The organism is Marinobacter similis, from assembly GCF_000830985.1.
Taxonomy (GTDB): domain Bacteria; phylum Pseudomonadota; class Gammaproteobacteria; order Pseudomonadales; family Oleiphilaceae; genus Marinobacter; species Marinobacter similis.
On sequence record NZ_CP007151.1, the window covers coordinates 819,728 to 836,438 of the forward strand.

The window sequence follows — 16,711 nt, forward strand, 5'->3', positions numbered from 1 at the left end:
ATCAAGCGGGCTTGGAAGTACCGAGGATTTTGGTCTGTTGTGGTCGGAAGCCGGCGGTGGCCAGAAGCGCCAGAACTAAAGTTACACCCGCAGTGATCCCATACGCTATCGGATTCCACTCCAGATACAGTGAGAACCGAATCGCCTCTACCGCATGGGTGAAAGGATTGAACTGACAGATCCAGTACAGCCAGGGGCTGGCTTCGTTCATCCGCCAGAGCGGATACAGCGCCGAGGACATGAAGAACATCGGAAAGATAACGAAGTTCATCACCCCGGCGAAGTTCTCCAGTTGTTTGATCCAGGTGGCAATGAGCAATCCCAAAGCGCCCAGCATGATGCTGGTAAGAATCAATGCTGGCAACACTGCCAGGTAACCCCAGAGCGGTGGCTCCACATCCACCATCAATGCCAGCAGCAGAAACACATACACCTGGCCGATGGACACCACTCCCATGGCCAGTAATTTGGTCACTAGCAGGAAAGGCCGGGGCAGGGGGCTCATTAGCAGCACCCGCATACTGCCCAGCTCTCGGTCGTACACCATGGACAAGGCGCCCTGCATGCTGTTGAACAGGATGATCATGCCGCACAGTCCGGGGGCAATGTAGGTCTCGTAGGTAATGTAAGTGTCGTAAGGGGGAATGATGGAAATTCCCAGCACGGCCCGGAAACCGGCGGCGAACACCACCAGCCATAGCAGCGGCCGCACCAGGGCACTGGCAAAGCGGGTGCGCTGCTGCCAGAACCTCAGCCATTCACGGGTCTGGATGCCGACAAAACAGTGCCAGTAGTGCGCTGCGTTCATATCAGCCGGCTCCAGTCAGAGAGTGGAAGGTTTCAGTCATATCCTGATGGCCTTCGGCTTCGCAGATGGCGTGGCCGTTGTCCTCGGCCAGTAATTGGCCCCGGTGCAGGACCAGAATCCGGTCGTCTCCACAGACCTCTTCGATCAGGTGCGTGGCCCATAAGGCGGTCAGGCCTTCTTCTTCGCACAAGGTTCGTACGTGCTCGTTGAGCGCCTTGCGGCTTGCAACGTCCAGACCCACGGTTGGTTCGTCGAGCAACAGCAGTGAGGGCTCGTGAAGCAGAGCGCGGGCAATTTCCACCCGCCGGCGGTGGCCGCCGTTAAGGTGGCGGACCGCATCGTTGGCGCGATCGAGCAGGTTGAAGCGTTCTAGTTCCCGGTCACCCCGAATCCTGGCCTCCTTGCGGGATAACCCGTGCAGCGCTGCATGGTATTGAAGGTTCTGGCGTACAGTCAGGTCCAGATCGAGGGCATTTTGCTGGAATACTACGCCAATCTGCCGCATGGCCTCAGCGGGCTGTTTTTTGAGTGACTGTCCGGTCAGCAGAATATCGCCCTGCTGCAAGGCCAACAGGCGCGTAAGCAAACCAAATAAAGTGGATTTGCCGGCGCCGTTGGGCCCGAGCAGTGCGTGAAAGCGGCCGGAGGTCAGCCTAAAGCTGACCTCCCGAAGCACCGGCTTTTCGCCATAGCGAAAGCTAAGGTTACTCGCTTCGATGGTCATGACGTCGGATCAATAACCACACCCCAGGGGTAGCGGCCTACCTTGATCGATTTGAGTACTTTCAGCTCGTCCACATCGATCACCGAGACATCGCCGGAGACCCCATTGGTGGTGTAGAGGTGTTTTTCGTCCTTGTCGAGATCTAGCTGCCAGACTCGGGCGCCGACCAGCAGATAGTCCAGTACCTCATAACTCTGGGCGTCGACTACGGCCACGTGATTGGAGGGGCCGAGAGCCACGAAGGCGTATCTGCCATCGGAAGTCAGTTCAATGCCCACCGGCTGGACCCGATCCTGATTTACGCCGGGGACCTTGAAGGACATCTCGTGGATCTGCTCCAGATTGTCCACGTCGATGATGTGAACAGTGCCGCCGATTTCGGCCGAGGCCCAGGCAATCTTGCTGTCTTCGCTGAACTCCACATGGCGTGGGCGCTGGCCGACCACAATGTTCTTTTCGATCTCGAAGGTCTCGGTGTTGATCCAGTGCAGCATGCTGGTGGTTTCGGAGGTATTTACCGCCCATTTGCCATCGGGGCTGACCGCCATACCCTCGGGCTCGATGCCTACGTCAATCTGGGCCAGCACGTCCTTGGTGTCTACATCAACTACGGTCACGATGGCGTCGTCTTCGTTGGCGATGTAAAGGTGTTTGTTGTTGGGGTGAAGGGCGAACTGCTCCGGGTCTTCACCCGAGGGCAGGGTGTCGATGATCTTCCGAGTTGCCAGATCCAGAACCTGCACGGTGTCGTCGTCACTGGCGCAGATATACAGCTTGGTATGGTCCTTGGACAGCAGGATGCCACGAGGGCGCTGGCCAACATCGATGGTTTCAATAACCTCCCGGGTTTCGGTATCGATAACCGACAGAGTGTTGTCCTTTTCGTTGGACACGTAGGCCACGCTGGCCAGGGCCGGCGTCGACAGGGCAATCATGGCGGCCAGGGCCGTTTGTTTGAACAGGGATTTCATGGTGAGGCTCCTTCTTGTTTTCATCAATGGGGCTATCTGGTTCAGCCGTTTATCCGACACTCGCTTTCAGGCCTGTCAAAGCCAAGGGTGTCCATTTCTGTGTTGGGGTGGAGAAAGCCCTCGAACGGTGCGCGTGCCACCAGGCCTCTGGGGTGAATTAAGGGGATGGGCTGTCTCAGCTGTCCATTCCAGCTCCGAAAGGTAAGCTTTCGGCCCTTGAAGGCGGCCAGCTGGAATTTGTCGCTGAACAGGAAAGCCCGGATGTCAGTGGGGCTTGCCGAATTCAGATCGGTCACCGACGTGCCTACTGAGCGAATGGCCGCCCAGGCCGCGTAGTCTTCACTGTTCATATCCCGCCCGGCAAGGTCACGGAAACGGTTTTGCAGCTGGGCGGCGCCCCAGCTTTCCACCACACGGTGCCAGGTCACTGGCGACATGCCCTGGGTGCCCACCACAGGCCGAGGCAGCCAGGTGTTGAACGGTACGTATTCGCCAAAATCTCCACGCACATCAGCGACAACCACGGCGTCGTAATCGCTGGCCTGGGTAAACAGGGGCAACTCCTTGGAGGCGGTGCGACGCAGGTCGGCATCAAAGATCCAGGGTTTGTCCTCAACGATTTCCAGCCCGAACCGCTTTGCGGAACGCCGGAAGGCATCGGCCCAGCCCTTGTCGGCTTCGGTAGGCCCGGTGATCAGGAAAACCTCGTCCCAACGCCGCTGATTCAGCCATTGACCGAGGGCATCGGTGAGCATGGAATAACTGGGCATAGTGTGCAGGAGATTGACGTGGCATCGGCCAGTGCGCAGTGCATCGTCTTTTGCCCCTGCATTGAAGATAAGCTCGTCTCCGGCCTTCTCGGTGAGGGTTGTCAGTGTCGAGGAGGGCGCATTCACCACAAACAGTTCCAGTCCGTCCTGGCGCATGGCCTCGAATGCTGCCACAGCAGCTGCTTCCGAATCGGCCACTTCGCTCTGAATCGAATAGGTTTGCCCGAGGAATTTGCCGGTGGTGCTGTTGTCGTTGATGCCCAATTCGGCGCCCCGTAGACCGGCGTCTTCCGGCTCAGGAATGACATTGGAGAGCACCGGGCCCCGATCCGGAACCCACTGCAGGTAACCAATCCGCACTTTCAGGGATTCCGCTTGTAGCGGTGTTGCCGCTGCCAGTGTGATCAGTGAAGTAGCCGCTGCCCGGGACAGAAAAGACATGGGGTTCTCCGGTTTGTTTTTGTCTTTACAGCTTATGGAAGGGGGGGGCGCCCGGAAATATTCAGAAAGTAGGAATCAGGCAGTACCAAAGGATGAAGTTTCCGTTCAGAGACCAAAACTCTACTACCAAGGAACTAAGCCAAAACCCCCAAAGTGGCATACGGATTGGACAAGGAGATTCCTAGACTGGAGATCGGCACGTTGGCAACTGACAAATCCAATAGCCAACTACGGGGAATCCAATAATAGAGGTAAGACCAATGGCAATGTCCTTTTCACTCAAAGCAATCGTGCTGCCGCCGCGCTTGGCCTGGCGGGTTTCGCTATTGCACACGGCAATGTCACACCACAGGACGTGGATACGGGCAATCTGCCGGAGCTGGGCGATGAGGTGCGCAGCGAGAATCCGTTCCGTGAGGGCAATGAATTCGGCGAGTTCAACGCTCAGGCTGCAAAAATCGGGGAGAGCGCCTACGCCGGCAATTGCGCCGCCTGCCATGGAATCCGGGCAATGTCCGGCGGCCTCACACCCGATCTTCGGGAACTGACCGAATGGGATGATGAGTATTACATTGGCCGGGTGATGAACGGCACGGACCGTGGCATGCCTTCCTGGAAGAAGAGCATGGACCAGAACGCCATGTGGGCGATTCGCACCTATGTGGAATCTCTGGCCAAGCCGGAGTGATCATCGAGGTCCGCATCAACAAGAATGCTTGAATCTGGGTCGGCCATTTGCCGGCCCTTCGTCGTTGGGAGAAAACAATGAAAATACTGTCTCCAATTCTCGCCCTGTTGCTTCTCGCCGAGTTTGCCCTGGCCACGGAGGTTAACGATGGAAATGAACTTCTTAACCGGCCTGCGGAGCGCACCTACGACATCATTCTGGATTCCGGCTATTTGAAGGTCGGCGTCTACGAGGATTTCCCGCCCTATTCCTATGAGCTTGATGGTGAACCCAGGGGCATCGACATTGAGCTCGGGCGTCGGATTGCCAAGGAAATGGGCGTTGAGTTCAAAGTTCACTGGATAATCCCGGATGAAAACCTGGGGGACGATCTGCGCAATAACGTCTGGAAAGGGCACTACCTGGCCAAACAGCGTCTCGCGGATGTCATGCTGCGGGTGCCCTACGATAAGACATACGCCTATATGCAGGATTCCACCGGCGAGTACATCAACGAGCAGGTGGTGCTGTTCGGCCCCTATCAGCAGGAAACCTGGCAGATCGCCTATAACCCTGAAGAGCTCGACTCCGTCGAAACTGTTGCGGTCTTCCAATACAACCGGATCGGCGTAGAGATAGACACGCTTCCTGATTTTTACCTGACTTCCGCATTCGGCGGACGCATGCGTGAGCAGGTGCGTCACTACACCAATGTGGCGGACGCATTCAAGGCAATGCGCAATGGCGAGGTCAGTGCCGTCATGGGCATGCGGTCGGAGATCGATCACGAACTGGCCAGGCCTGAGAACGATGGTTCAAGGCCGCCGATAATGGCTTTCCGGGTATTGGTAAGCAAGTCTGGGACGTCGGTATGGCGATCAAACACACCCATCGCCAACTGGGTTATGCCCTAGAGGCCATCGTCGACCGGTTGGTGAAAACCGGGCAAATGAACGAGCTGATGGCCAGAAACAATATTCAATACAGCGTGCCGGGCTATTACAGGGATTTTTTGGGTGAACAGGCTATCGCCAAGGCCGAAGGGGAGCTCTGATCCTTCTGACAATACGCCTCGGCCGGAAAGTCTGGGGTAGTCGTACTACCAAGTGATGAGAAAACCTGTTCCGGGGGGCAATTGTTGGCTTTTTCCACAAAGCGAAGAATCGTATCAGAGGCGGGAAAAGTTCCCGGTTCGTCCTGACTCGAACGCAAGATAACCGAAAACAAGAGACTTGGAGAGCGCAATCATGAGAACCAACAAGTTCGGGATTCGCATTGCGGCCAGTGCGCTGGCCATGGCTGTTTCCTGCGGAGCCCATGCGGTAACCGACCAAGACATCATCAACGATCATAAGACCCCTGAAGATATTGTCAGCTACGGTATGGGTACTCAGGGACAGCGCTACAGCATCCTGGAAGATCTGAATACTGACAACGTCCAGTATCTACAGCCAGTCTGGGCTTTCTCCTTTGGCAGCGAAAAAATGCGTGGCCAGGAATCCCAGCCGCTGATCAAGGACGGCGTCATGTACGTGACCGCTTCCTATTCCCGAATCTATGCTATTGATGTCAGAACTGGCGAAGAAATCTGGCAGTACGATGCCCGCCTGCCGGATGGCATCATGCCCTGTTGCGACGTGGTTAACCGAGGCGCTGCCATATATGGCGACAAGGTTATTTTCGGCACCCTGGATGCCAAGCTGGTCGCTCTGAACAAGGACACCGGTAAGCCGATGTGGATCAAGAAGGTTGCTGATTACCAGGCCGGCTACGCCATCACTGCCGCACCCATGGTTATCAAGGGCAAGATCATCACCGGTGTTTCCGGTGGTGAATTCGGTATTGTCGGCAAGGTTGAAGCCTACGACGCCAACACCGGTGATCTCGTCTGGACCCGCCCGACGGTAGAAGGCCATATGGGCTATGTCTACAAAGACGGCAAGAAGATCGAGAACGGTATATCTGGCGGCAAGGCTGGTGTTACCTGGCCCGGTGAGATGTGGAAGAATGGTGGCGCAGCGACCTGGCTGGGCGGCACTTATGATCCTGATACTGACTCTTTGTTCTTCGGCACCGGTAACCCGGCACCCTGGAACTCGCATTTGCGTCCCGGCGACAACCTGTTCTCCTCAAGCCGTCTGGCGATCGATCCGGACGACGGCAGCATCAAGTGGCATTTCCAGACCACTCCCAACGATGGTTGGGATTATGACGGCGTTAACGAGCTAATCTCCTTTGACTATGAAGAGAGCGGCAAAACCGTCAAAGCGGCTGCGACGGCAGACCGCAACGGGTTCTTCTACGTGCTGAATCGTGAGAATGGCGATTTCATTCGTGGCTTCCCGTTTGTGGACAAGATCACCTGGCTGAAGGTCTGGATCCGGAAACCGGTCGTCCGATCTATGCTGAGGGTGGTCGTCCTGGTAATCCTGCTGACATGGAAGGTAGCAAAGGCGAGACGGTTCTGGCGCAGCCCGCTTTCCTGGGGGGCAAGAACTGGATGCCCATGCTTTCAGCCAGGACACCGGCCTGTTTTATGTGCCCTCGAACGAGTGGTCCATGGACATCTGGAATGAGCCGGTCTCCTATAAAAAGGGCGCGGCTTTCCTGGGCGCCGGATTTACCATCAAGCCGGCCAATGACGAGTATATTGGTGTGCTTCGGGCCATGGACCCGAAAACCGGTGAGGAAGTCTGGCGCTATGAGAATCCTGCCCCTCTGTGGGGTGGCGTGATGACCACGGCTGGCAACCTTGTGTTCACCGGTACGCCGGAAGGCTTCCTCAAGGCTTTCGACGCCAAAACTGGTGAAGAGCTGTATCGCTTCAATACCGGTTCCGGTGTGGTGGGTACCCCTGTTACCTGGACTATGGATGGAGAACAGTACGTCTCTGTTTCTTCCGGCTGGGGCGGTGCGGTTCCGCTCTGGGGTGGCGAAGTTGCCAAGGTGGTGAAGGACTTCAACCAGGGCGGTATGGTCTGGACCTTCAAGCTACCGAAGGATCGTGTGGCGTCAAAGTAAGCTGAGCAAGTTGAGTGCTTTTGGCTGCCTTCGGGCAGCCTTTTTTTTGAGGTCCTGACGCCGCGTGCCTGGAACCGCGGCTGAGGTTTCTACTACCAAGGAATGAGTTTTTCGCCCCTATTGAATCATTCACCCACCCGGCATCGGCAACTACATTGGATGGGTACACGCGAAATTCCGCGTTGTCCTGCGACAAACACAACAAGAGGTCGATGCATGATCTACGCACAACCCGGACAGGAAGGCTCTGTCGTTTCATTCAAATCCCGCTACCAGAATTACATTGGTGGCGAATGGGTCGAGCCCACCAAGGGCCAGTATTTTGAAAACATCACACCGGTTACCGGCGACGTGATCTGCGAGATTCCTCGCTCGACTGCCGAAGATATTGAACTGGCACTCGATGCCGCCCACAAGGCTGCGCCGGCCTGGGGCAAGACATCACCCACTGAGCGTTCGAATATCCTGCTGAAGATTGCCGATCGCATCGAAGCCAACCTGGAAATGCTGGCAGTTGCGGAAACCTGGGACAACGGCAAGGCGGTGCGTGAAACCTTAAACGCTGACATCCCGCTTGCCGCGGACCACTTCCGGTATTTCGCCGGATGCCTCCGCGCACAGGAAGGTCACATGGGGGAGATTGATCACAATACCGTGGCCTACCATTTCCACGAGCCGCTGGGTGTGGTGGGGCAGATCATTCCCTGGAACTTCCCGTTGCTGATGGCAGCCTGGAAGCTTGGGCCATGTCTAGCCGCCGGCAATTGCACCGTGCTCAAGCCGGCCGAACAAACACCGGCCAGCATTTTGTTGCTGATGGAGGTCATCGGTGACCTGCTGCCACCGGGTGTGCTCAATATCGTGAATGGCTACGGTATCGAGGCGGGTCAGGCACTGGCCACGAGTAAGCGTATTGCAAGATTGCTTTTACCGGCTCCACGCCAGTCGGCTCGCACATTCTGAAATGCGCGGCGGAAAACATCATTCCGTCCACCGTTGAGCTGGGTGGTAAATCCCCGAACATCTACTTCTCTGACGTCATGCAGGCTGAGCCGGAGTTCGTCGACAAGTGTGTCGAGGGGCTGGTGCTGGCTTTCTTCAACCAGGGCGAAGTTTGCACCTGCCCGTCTCGAGCGCTGGTTCAGGAAGACATGTACGAGGCGTTCATGCAGAAAGTGGTTGAACGCACCAAGGCTATTAAGCGTGGCAACCCGCTCGATACCGACGTGCAGGTTGGTGCTCAGGCATCCAAAGAACAGTTCGACAAGATTCTGTCTTATTTGGAAATAGGCAAGCAGGAAGGCGCGGAGTTGCTGACCGGCGGTGGCAGGGAAGACTTGGGCGTTGAGTTCAACGACGGCTTCTATATCCAGCCAACGCTGTTCAAGGGCGACAACAAGATGCGGGTATTCCAGGAGGAAATCTTCGGGCCGGTGGTTGGTGTAACCACCTTCAAGACCGAAGAAGAAGCTCTGGCCATCGCCAACGACACCGAGTTTGGTTTAGGTGCCGGTGTCTGGACCCGCGATACCAACCTGGCTTATCGCATGGGCCGAGCTATTCAGGCCGGTCGGGTGTGGATGAACTGCTACCACGCTTACCCCGCGCATGCGGCCTTTGGTGGCTACAAGAAGTCCGGTGTGGGCCGTGAAACTCACAAGATGGCACTTGAGCACTACCAGCAGACCAAGAACCTTCTGGTCAGCTATGACACCAACCCGCTGGGTTTTTTCTAACCAGCAAGCTGTAAGCTGCGGGCCAGGGTTGGCCTGCGGCTGGTCTCCAATCACTCAGTCTCCGACCTCTTTTGGCCCCTCCCCGGGGCCTTTTTTGTGCCTCAGGCAGAAGCATCCGTGGCCAGGATCTGGGCTTGTTGCTGTTGCCTGAGCTGTTGTTTCCCTCTAACGATGCTGTCTACGCATTGAGTCTCGTCGCGAAGGATTACCACACACTCGAGGCACTGAATGCACTCGTCGTAGTCTATCTGGCCATCTTTGCGAATGGCATTGATGCCGCATTCGTTTTTGCAGTGCTGGCACGGCGAACCACAGCGGTCGATTCGGTCTAACCAACTGAACAGCCGGAATCGGCCCAGCACAGCCAGGCCAGCGCCGAGCGGGCACAGGTAGCGACAATAAAATTTGTGTATAAACATGCCGATCATCAGCAGGCCAAGGGCATAGGCGACAAATGGCCAGTACCGCCAGAAAACCAACGTGATACTGGTTTTGAACGGTTCTACCTCCGCCAGCTGTTCGGCCAGGGTCAGCGAGATGAACGCCGTGCCCACCAATCCCAGAAGGATAGGGTACTTGATTAAAATCAGGCGCCGGTGCCACCGTTCCGGCACGCGAATCTGGCGGAAACGAAGTTTCTGACCCAACCACGCGGCCATTTCTTGCAATGCACCGAATGGGCAAAGCCAACCGCAAAACAAGCCTCGGCCCCAGACGAACAACGTAACGAAGGTATAGGTCCAGAGAATGAAAAGGACCGGGTCGAGCAGGAAAACGTCCAGAGTGAAACCGTCCCAAAGGGCAAGCAGCAAGGTGTAGATATTCACCACCGATAGCTGGCCCTGGGCGTAAAACCCAATAAAGAAAACCGTGAACAGCAGAAAGCCCCAGCGAAATCGGCGCACCAGTTCAGGGTGCCGGCTGAGCGTTTTCTGTCTTGCGAAAAAAACGGTCAACACGATCAGACTGGTGACCAGAAGTGCAATCTGCACCAGCGCTCCTGCCAGAGTCCCATCCATACCGGCTGCCGACTGGATTCCGGTGTCTCAGCGATTTCTACGGTTTCGAACAGGTCGCCGGAAAATTGCACGGGCAGTTTGAAGCTGGCGGAATCCGACACCAGATGGTTTCGGGCCAGCTCGACATGCAACTTCAGGCTGGCTTCCGCCCCAGGGTTGAACCCGGCATTGCCGCCAACCCGGAACAGGTTAACGGCATCAAACTGGGGCAACCCCTCGGCTTGGAGTGCCAGGTTCTGATCCAGCCAGTTCAGATCCCGCATCTCCACCGAAAGATTGTTTTGGGTCAGTCCAATCCGATCCGGAGAACTGCCCGGGGTGAAATCACCACCAACGTGCGGATGGACGCCGTGGGACGCCACCAGAAGAACCTGGTCATTGCTGCCGAGGCGGCTCATGAGCCGCTCGTAGCCCTCGTTGCCCAGAAGGTTGCGTCCGACCATGGGGGAATTCATATAGGCGAAGAATAACTCGGAGAAGGCAGCACCGAGGTTGGTTCCATGTTGACGGGATAGTCGGACAGCGGCCGGCCCAATTGCTGTTCAACGTCGTCTGCGCTGATACGTGCGTGGCCAATAAAACCCCGATCGATTAGCGCTTGCCATCCCAGGGGTTCAAAGAAGTCGGGCCTGGCCCGGGTTGGGGTAGTCTGGGCAAAAGCTTCCAGCTTCTGGCGGGCGACCTTAAGGGCAGAAGACAGCACGGTGTCGTTGATGATGAGCACGGATACCGTGGCCTTGCTGACGCCGTCGAAGTACACCACGTCGCCGTCCGAGGTTTTACCTTGCTTGCCGGCGTATGACGATTGCACCACGATCTGCTCCCGCAGGGAGCGACCTTCATACTGGTCGACAAACTCAAACAGGGGCTCTTCCCCGAGCCCGTGGAGAAAGACCGGTTCGTGATGATGCAGCACTTCGACTCCGGTAAATCGACCCTGGGTGTCCAGTCCGATCATCATCCGGATAGGTTTGCCGGCGAACCCCTGAAGCCGACTCAGATCGGTGGACTCGTAGGCGTAGCCCAGCAGCTCCTGCAATTGATAGACCGGATAGACGGGGACATCGGACAGTTTCTCTTCAATGGTAGTAGCAGAGGGAAACAGGGAGCGAATCAGGTCGCGTCGGCTATCGGTAAGTTCAGCCCCGGACAGCCCCGGAAACAGTAAAAGAAGGAACAGCAAGGGTGCGAGTCGCCTGACCATCATGGAACTCCTGGAAGTTATTATTTTGCTTGTTCCATGCTACGGGGCGGGTGTCAGGTCTCAATGCGACCTCAGAGCCAGGACGGTGCTACTTTGTGGGGTAGTAAAACGGTTCTAAAGTACCATGTTGGCCTAAAGCCTCTGTCGCTACATTGAAAGCGTGTAGTCGGTCATTCCGGTGATCACACGCAATGCGCTAACAATCATGACAAGAGGTGAGCATTATGTGGACTAAACCCGCTTACGAAGACCTGCGGATCGGTTTTGAAGTCACTATGTACTTCGCCAACCGCTGAGTGAGAACCGGCCGGCGCAATTGCGCCGGTGCTTCTCTCAGTGGATACTTCCCATGCAGATTCGAGTGCTTGGTTCCGCCGCAGGCGGAGGGTTCCCCCAGTGGAACTGTAATTGTCGCAACTGCGCCGGGTTCCGAAACGGTACCCTGAACGCGCAGGCCCGCACCCAGTCCTCTATTGCCATCAGTGAGGATGGTGAGCACTGGATTCTCATCAACGCCTCACCGGATATTCGTGCCCAGCTGGCGGCTTTTCCAGCCATGCAGCCAGGTCGCGCTCTCAGGGATACCGGCATCAACGCCATTGTTCTGATGGACAGCCAGGTTGACCACACCACCGGCTTGCTGTCGTTACGCGAGGGTCTGCCGCTCGATGTCTGGTGCACCCGACAGGTTCACGACGACCTCAGCTCCGGCTTTCCCTTGTTCCCTATGCTCGGTCACTGGAACGGCGGCCTAAACTGGCAATCCATTGAAGCCTCGGAGCAACAGGCGTTCACCATTCCCTGTGCGCCTTCGATTGAGCTCACAGCGATTCCGTTGTTGAGCAACGCGCCGCCCTATTCGCCGAGACGGGACAACCCCCATCCGGGTGACAACATCGGCTTATTCCTGAGGGACACTCGCACAGGCACCCGGGTGCTCTACGCGCCGGGCCTTGGTGAGCCGGATCAGCGCCTGTTGGCCTGGATGCGTATTGCCGATGTTCTGTTGGTCGACGGTACCGTCTGGCACGACGATGAAATGATTCGCCAGGAGGTCGGCACCAAGACTGGGCAGGCTATGGGGCATCTGGCTCAAAGCGGCGCGGGTGGCATGATTGACGTGCTTGGCACAATGCTGGCCAGTCGTAAGATCCTGATTCACATCAACAACACCAATCCGATTCTGGACGAGGATTCGCCGGAGCGCGCTGAATTGAGTCGGCACGGTATTGAGGTCGCCTGGGACGGGATGCACATCGATTTGTCGGGGCCGCTATGAACGCTGACACCATTGCCGCACTGAGCCGGCCGGAATTTGAGCAGGCCCTGCGCGCCAAGGGCCAGTTTTACCATATACACCACCCTTACCATAAAGCCATGTATTCCGGGCAATGCACGCCCGAGCAGATCCGCGGCTGGGTGGCGAATCGGTACTACTACCAGATCCAGATTCCTCAGAAAGACGCCGCCATCATGGCGAACTGCCCTGATCCCTCGGTGCGTCGGTTGTGGCTGCAGCGGATCCTTGATCATGACGGCCACGATGGCGATGCCGGTGGCATCGAGGCCTGGCTCAACTTGGCGGAGGCAGTGGGGCTGACCCGGGAAGAAGTGATAGACGAACGCCACGTCTTGCCGGGGGTACGGTTTGCAGTAGATGCCTATCGCAACTTTGCTCGCCAGGCCAGCTGGCAGGAAGCCGCATGTTCGTCACTGACCGAGCTGTTTGCGCCGGAAATCCACCAGTCCCGTTTGGCCAGCTGGCCGCAACACTATCCCTGGATTGATCCTGCTGGCTATGGCTATTTCCGCAAGCGGCTTTCGGAAGCCCGTCGCGACGTGGAACACGGCCTGACCATCACCCTCGATTTCTTCGTTACCGGGGCTCAGCAGAACCGGGCCCTCGAAATTCTCCAGTTCAAGTTGGATATCTTATGGTCTATGTTGGATGCGCTGACTATGGCTTACCTGCACCAGACGCCCCCGTTCCACACCGTAACCGACCAAGCGGTCTGGCATCGCGGTCTGTGAGCGAAGGCGTTGCAAGCAGAATCCCCCGTTTGCGCCGGGGCTTCCGGTTCCAATGGGAGCCGGTCCAGAATTGTCATGTGCTGCTTTATCCCGAGGGTATGGTAAAGCTCAACGACAGTGCGGGCGCCATTCTCGAAAAGGTGGATGGGCAACGGAACGTTGACCTCATTGTGGCCTCGCTTGAACTGAAGTTTCCGGACGAAAGCGACCTCGGTGCCGATGTTCGTGAATTCCTGAAAGATGCCGTTCAGCGGCACTGGATTGAATGGCTATGACCGCCGTAAACGGAACCGGTACCAGTACTCAGGTTGGCCCTCCGTTGTGGTTGCTGGCGGAGTTAACCTACCGGTGCCCGTTGCAATGCCCTTACTGTTCCAATCCCCTGGACTTTGCCCGGAGCGAGCAGGAGTTGAGCACCGAGCAGTGGTTCAGTGTCCTGCGTCAGGGCCGGGAGATGGGAGCTGCCCAGCTCGGCTTTTCCGGCGGGGAACCGCTGGTACGATCGGATCTGCCAGAGCTGATCGCGGAGGCCCGGCACCTGGCTACTACACCAATCTGATCACTTCGGGTCTGGGGCTGACCGACGCCAAGTCGATGCCTTTGCCGAAGCCGGCCTGGATCACATCCAAATCAGTTTTCAGGCATCTGATCCAGAGCTGAATAACGCCGTGGCAGGCTCCCGCAGCGTTTGAGCAGAAATTGGCTATGGCTGAAGCGGTAAAAGCGGCCGGCTATCCGATGGTGCTGAACTTCGTTATTCACCGGCACAACATTCACCAGATGCCGGATATTCTCGATCTGTGCGAACGCCTGGGGGCGGACTATGTCGAATTAGCCACCTGCCAGTACTACGGCTGGGCATTCAGGAACCGGGAGGGGTTGATGCCTTCCCTTGCCCAGTTAACCCAGGCAGAGGCAGAGGTGAACGAAGCTCGGGAGCGGCTGCAGGCCAGTGGCTCTGCAATGAAGCTGATCTTTGTTACCCCGGATTACTACGAAGAGCGGCCGAAGGCTTGCATGAACGGGTGGGGCAGCCTGTTTTTGACCGTGGCACCCGATGGCACGGCATTACCGTGTCACAGTGCTCGGCTGCTGCCGATCGATTTTCCGAAGGTACAAAGTGCCAGCCTCAAGGAAATCTGGTACGACAGCCCGGGCTTCAATCATTACCGGGGCGACAGCTGGATGCCAGAACCCTGCCGGTCCTGCGATGAAAAAGGCAAGGATTTCGGGGGCTGTCGCTGCCAGGCCTATCTGCTCACCGGCGACGCCGATAACGCCGATCCGGTGTGCAGTAAATCCGCTCATCACGATCGAATTCTCGCGGCGAGGCGGGCAGCGGATCATGCCACCGCCGGGCTCGACGATCTGGTATACCGCAATGTTAAGAACTCCCGACTGTTTTTTCGCAGCTGAGACCGCCCGCATACTGCCCGAGTCATTTTCGGAGCCTTCGCTCAGCGCCTATGAGGTTTGCGCCGGCCATGCCCAGCGCTTGGAACTGGTCGCTTCCGAGGCTGGGCTGTTCTGGCTGGAAGAGCCGGCTGGTCATCATGGCAGGCTGCTCATGTATTGCTCTGAAGCCGATGACTGTAGGCGCATTCTGGAAACAGGGGCGCTGGGCAGTCACCTCAATGGTTACGGCGGTGGTTCGCTGGCAGCATTGGATGATCGGGTGGTGGTTGTCAGCGACAAACAGAGACTGATTTCGGTTAATCCGGACGATGCAGTGGCCACGGTATTGGTGGATGAGCGTGAGTGTGAGTGGGGTGGGCTGGCGGCGGATCCTGCCCGAAACCGGGTGCTTGCAGTTCGAGAGGCTAGTGGCGCGCAACAACTGGTGGCGGTTGGTGACAATGGTGATTGGCAATGCCTGCATGAGGGTGAGGATTTTTACGGCGCCCCCGCGTTGTCGCCGGATGGCTGGCGTATCGCCTGGATCAGTTGGCAGTTACCCGACATGCCCTGGCATCAGAGCAAACTTTGGATTGGGGAGCTTGATCGGGCGGGAAACGTGCGCAACCTGCGGTGCTGCGTTCCGCCCGCGGAAGGCTCCATCCAGCAGCCATTGTTTAGCGGAGACGCCCTTTGGGTGCTGTCTGATCATGCCGGCTGGTGGCAGCCCTGGCAGGTTCAGGCCCGGGGGCATGATGTTATTTGGCACGAGCTTTCGGCGCCGGAACTGGACCACGCCAATGCGCCCTGGCAACTCAGTGAACGTCATCACTGCGCTCTGGCGGGCGGTCACTGGGCACGGGTTCAGTACCGGGCGGGCACCGGCGAGCTGTGGCTGAGCACTCTGACGGGCGGTGAGATTCGGGTGGCCAGTGAATTCAGTGATTTTCGGTATCTTTGCGCGCGGCATGGCCGTTTGTGCTGTATCGCTCGCTCGGCCAGCCGGCTGGATAGCATCATCGAAGTTGACCCCTACAGTTGCGAGACTCGAGTTTTAGCCGGCGGTGAGTCTCCTTTACCCGGACGGCAGGTTGCTGTTCCCGAAACGTTTATCATCCCCCCACAGGCCTCTGTGGAGTTTCCCGTGCAGGGCTTTGTGTACTCACCGGTCGGTCCGGCTTCTGACGCGCCGCCTTTGATCCTGATGGCCCATGGCGGACCGACCTCCGCGGTATATCCGGTCTATAACGCCCAAATCCAGTACTGGTGCCAGCGGGGCTTCGCGGTAGCCGAGGTGAATTATCGCGGTAGCAGCGGCTTTGGACGAGAATTTCGGCAGGCTCTCGCCGGTCGCTGGGGCGATATTGACGTGCAGGACATGCGGCGTGCGGCCGCGTACCTGGTTGCCAAGGGCTATGCCGATGAGCGCCGACTTTATATTCAGGGCCGAAGTTCAGGTGGATACACCGCTCTTATGGCGTTAATGGACGACAACTGCTTTAAAGGAGGCGCCAGTCTATTCGGAGTGACTGATCCACAGCGCCTGAAGCAAATGACCCACCGTTTTGAGTCCGGGTATCTGGACTGGTTGTTAGGGCGTCCTGAGGAAAATCCCGAACGCTGGCATGCCCGCGCGCCTTTGTACCATGCAAGTAAGATCAAAGTACCGGTCATCTTTTTTCAGGGTGGTTTGGACCCGGTAGTAGTGCCAAGCCAGACCCGGGCGATGGTGGACTCCATGACCGCCTCGGGCAATCCTCCCGAGCTGCACTGGTTTGAGGACGAAGGTCATGGTTTTCGCCGGCGCCGTAATCAGGCCAGGATGCTGGAATGGCTGCACAGTTTTTACCGGCGCCCTAGCGGAAAGCCCAATGATTGGGCTTGAAACTTGAGTTAGACTGTCGGGTATTCCTATAACAACAAC

General features: G+C 57.3%; 15 protein-coding genes and 3 pseudogenes. 11 read left to right on the forward strand and 7 right to left on the reverse strand.

All coding sequences use genetic code 11. The features are described from left to right. Position 1: 1 nt before the first annotated feature. From AU14_RS03730 to AU14_RS03745, 4 genes are read right to left on the reverse strand one after another with little or no spacing between them, the layout of a single operon-like run. The gene (locus AU14_RS03730; protein WP_041339033.1) at positions 2-808 is read right to left on the reverse strand and encodes an ABC transporter permease; all 807 of its coding nucleotides are present in this window, start codon (positions 806-808) and stop codon (positions 2-4) included. Position 809: 1 nt separating this feature from the next. Beyond that, positions 810-1,532 (reverse strand): ATP-binding cassette domain-containing protein, encoded by a 723-nt coding sequence (locus AU14_RS03735; RefSeq protein ID WP_041339036.1) that lies wholly within the window; start codon positions 1,530-1,532, stop codon positions 810-812. Next, complete coding sequence (locus AU14_RS03740; protein ID WP_041339038.1) at positions 1,529-2,503, reverse strand: YVTN family beta-propeller repeat protein; 975 nt, start codon at positions 2,501-2,503, stop codon at positions 1,529-1,531. Before AU14_RS03740 ends, AU14_RS03735 begins: the two co-directional genes overlap by 4 nt. 41 nt (positions 2,504-2,544) lie before the next feature. Further along, positions 2,545-3,714: an ABC transporter substrate-binding protein gene (locus AU14_RS03745; protein ID WP_041339042.1), complete on the reverse strand. Its 1,170-nt coding sequence runs from the start codon at positions 3,712-3,714 to the stop codon at positions 2,545-2,547. A gap of 325 nt (positions 3,715-4,039) precedes the next feature. Between AU14_RS03745 and pedF the strand changes: the two genes are divergently transcribed. The 5 genes and pseudogenes from pedF (at position 4,040) to exaC (ending at position 9,138) form a co-directional block, all read left to right on the forward strand. Next, on the forward strand, positions 4,040-4,402 hold the full coding sequence (gene pedF, locus AU14_RS03750) for a cytochrome c-550 PedF (RefSeq protein WP_407942846.1): 363 nt from the start codon (positions 4,040-4,042) through the stop codon (positions 4,400-4,402). 77 nt (positions 4,403-4,479) lie between these two features. After that, a complete protein-coding gene (locus AU14_RS03755; RefSeq protein ID WP_236744359.1) occupies positions 4,480-5,295 on the forward strand; it encodes a substrate-binding periplasmic protein in 816 nt (271 codons plus the stop codon). Beyond that, positions 5,253-5,435, forward strand: coding sequence for a hypothetical protein (locus tag AU14_RS20505; protein WP_236744360.1), 183 nt, complete (start codon positions 5,253-5,255; stop codon positions 5,433-5,435). The genes AU14_RS03755 and AU14_RS20505 overlap by 43 nt, the downstream gene beginning before the upstream one ends. Positions 5,436-5,628: 193 nt before the next feature. Beyond that, positions 5,629-7,402, forward strand: a pseudogene (locus AU14_RS03760) (PQQ-dependent methanol/ethanol family dehydrogenase). A 216-nt stretch (positions 7,403-7,618) separates the two neighbouring features. Continuing rightward, positions 7,619-9,138, forward strand: a pseudogene (gene exaC / locus AU14_RS03765) (acetaldehyde dehydrogenase ExaC). A 101-nt stretch (positions 9,139-9,239) separates the two neighbouring features. On the opposite strand, the gene AU14_RS23160 reads toward exaC, so the two are convergent. The 3 genes from AU14_RS23160 to AU14_RS23170 are packed head-to-tail and all read right to left on the reverse strand — an operon-like array spanning position 9,240 to position 11,364. Beyond that, complete coding sequence (locus AU14_RS23160; protein WP_330217954.1) at positions 9,240-10,130, reverse strand: 4Fe-4S binding protein; 891 nt, start codon at positions 10,128-10,130, stop codon at positions 9,240-9,242. Then, positions 10,100-10,600, reverse strand: a complete 501-nt coding sequence (locus AU14_RS23165; RefSeq protein WP_330217955.1) for a hypothetical protein — start codon at positions 10,598-10,600, stop codon at positions 10,100-10,102. Before AU14_RS23165 ends, AU14_RS23160 begins: the two co-directional genes overlap by 31 nt. Positions 10,601-10,608: 8 nt before the next feature. Then, entirely contained in the window at positions 10,609-11,364 is a 756-nt protein-coding gene (locus tag AU14_RS23170; RefSeq protein WP_330217956.1) for an FMN-binding protein, read from the reverse strand. Positions 11,365-11,585: 221 nt separating this feature from the next. Between AU14_RS23170 and pqqA the strand changes: the two genes are divergently transcribed. The 6 genes and pseudogenes from pqqA to AU14_RS03795 all read left to right on the forward strand — a co-directional run bounded on the left by pqqA (position 11,586) and on the right by AU14_RS03795 (position 16,672). Next, on the forward strand, positions 11,586-11,657 hold the full coding sequence (gene pqqA / locus AU14_RS18915; protein ID WP_007153157.1) for a pyrroloquinoline quinone precursor peptide PqqA: 72 nt from the start codon (positions 11,586-11,588) through the stop codon (positions 11,655-11,657). A gap of 53 nt (positions 11,658-11,710) precedes the next feature. Beyond that, on the forward strand, positions 11,711-12,640 hold the full coding sequence (gene pqqB / locus AU14_RS03775) for a pyrroloquinoline quinone biosynthesis protein PqqB (RefSeq protein ID WP_041339045.1): 930 nt from the start codon (positions 11,711-11,713) through the stop codon (positions 12,638-12,640). Next, complete coding sequence (pqqC, locus tag AU14_RS03780; RefSeq protein ID WP_041339048.1) at positions 12,637-13,392, forward strand: pyrroloquinoline-quinone synthase PqqC; 756 nt, start codon at positions 12,637-12,639, stop codon at positions 13,390-13,392. The genes pqqB and pqqC overlap by 4 nt, the downstream gene beginning before the upstream one ends. Then, positions 13,389-13,667: a pyrroloquinoline quinone biosynthesis peptide chaperone PqqD gene (gene pqqD, locus AU14_RS03785; RefSeq protein WP_041339050.1), complete on the forward strand. Its 279-nt coding sequence runs from the start codon at positions 13,389-13,391 to the stop codon at positions 13,665-13,667. Before pqqC ends, pqqD begins: the two co-directional genes overlap by 4 nt. Then, positions 13,664-14,808: pseudogene (pqqE, locus tag AU14_RS03790) on the forward strand (pyrroloquinoline quinone biosynthesis protein PqqE). Before pqqD ends, pqqE begins: the two are co-directional and overlap by 4 nt. Beyond that, on the forward strand, positions 14,774-16,672 hold the full coding sequence (locus AU14_RS03795; protein WP_094191145.1) for an alpha/beta hydrolase family protein: 1,899 nt from the start codon (positions 14,774-14,776) through the stop codon (positions 16,670-16,672). The pseudogene pqqE and the gene AU14_RS03795 overlap by 35 nt, the downstream one beginning before the upstream one ends. Positions 16,673-16,711: the final 39 nt, after the last annotated feature.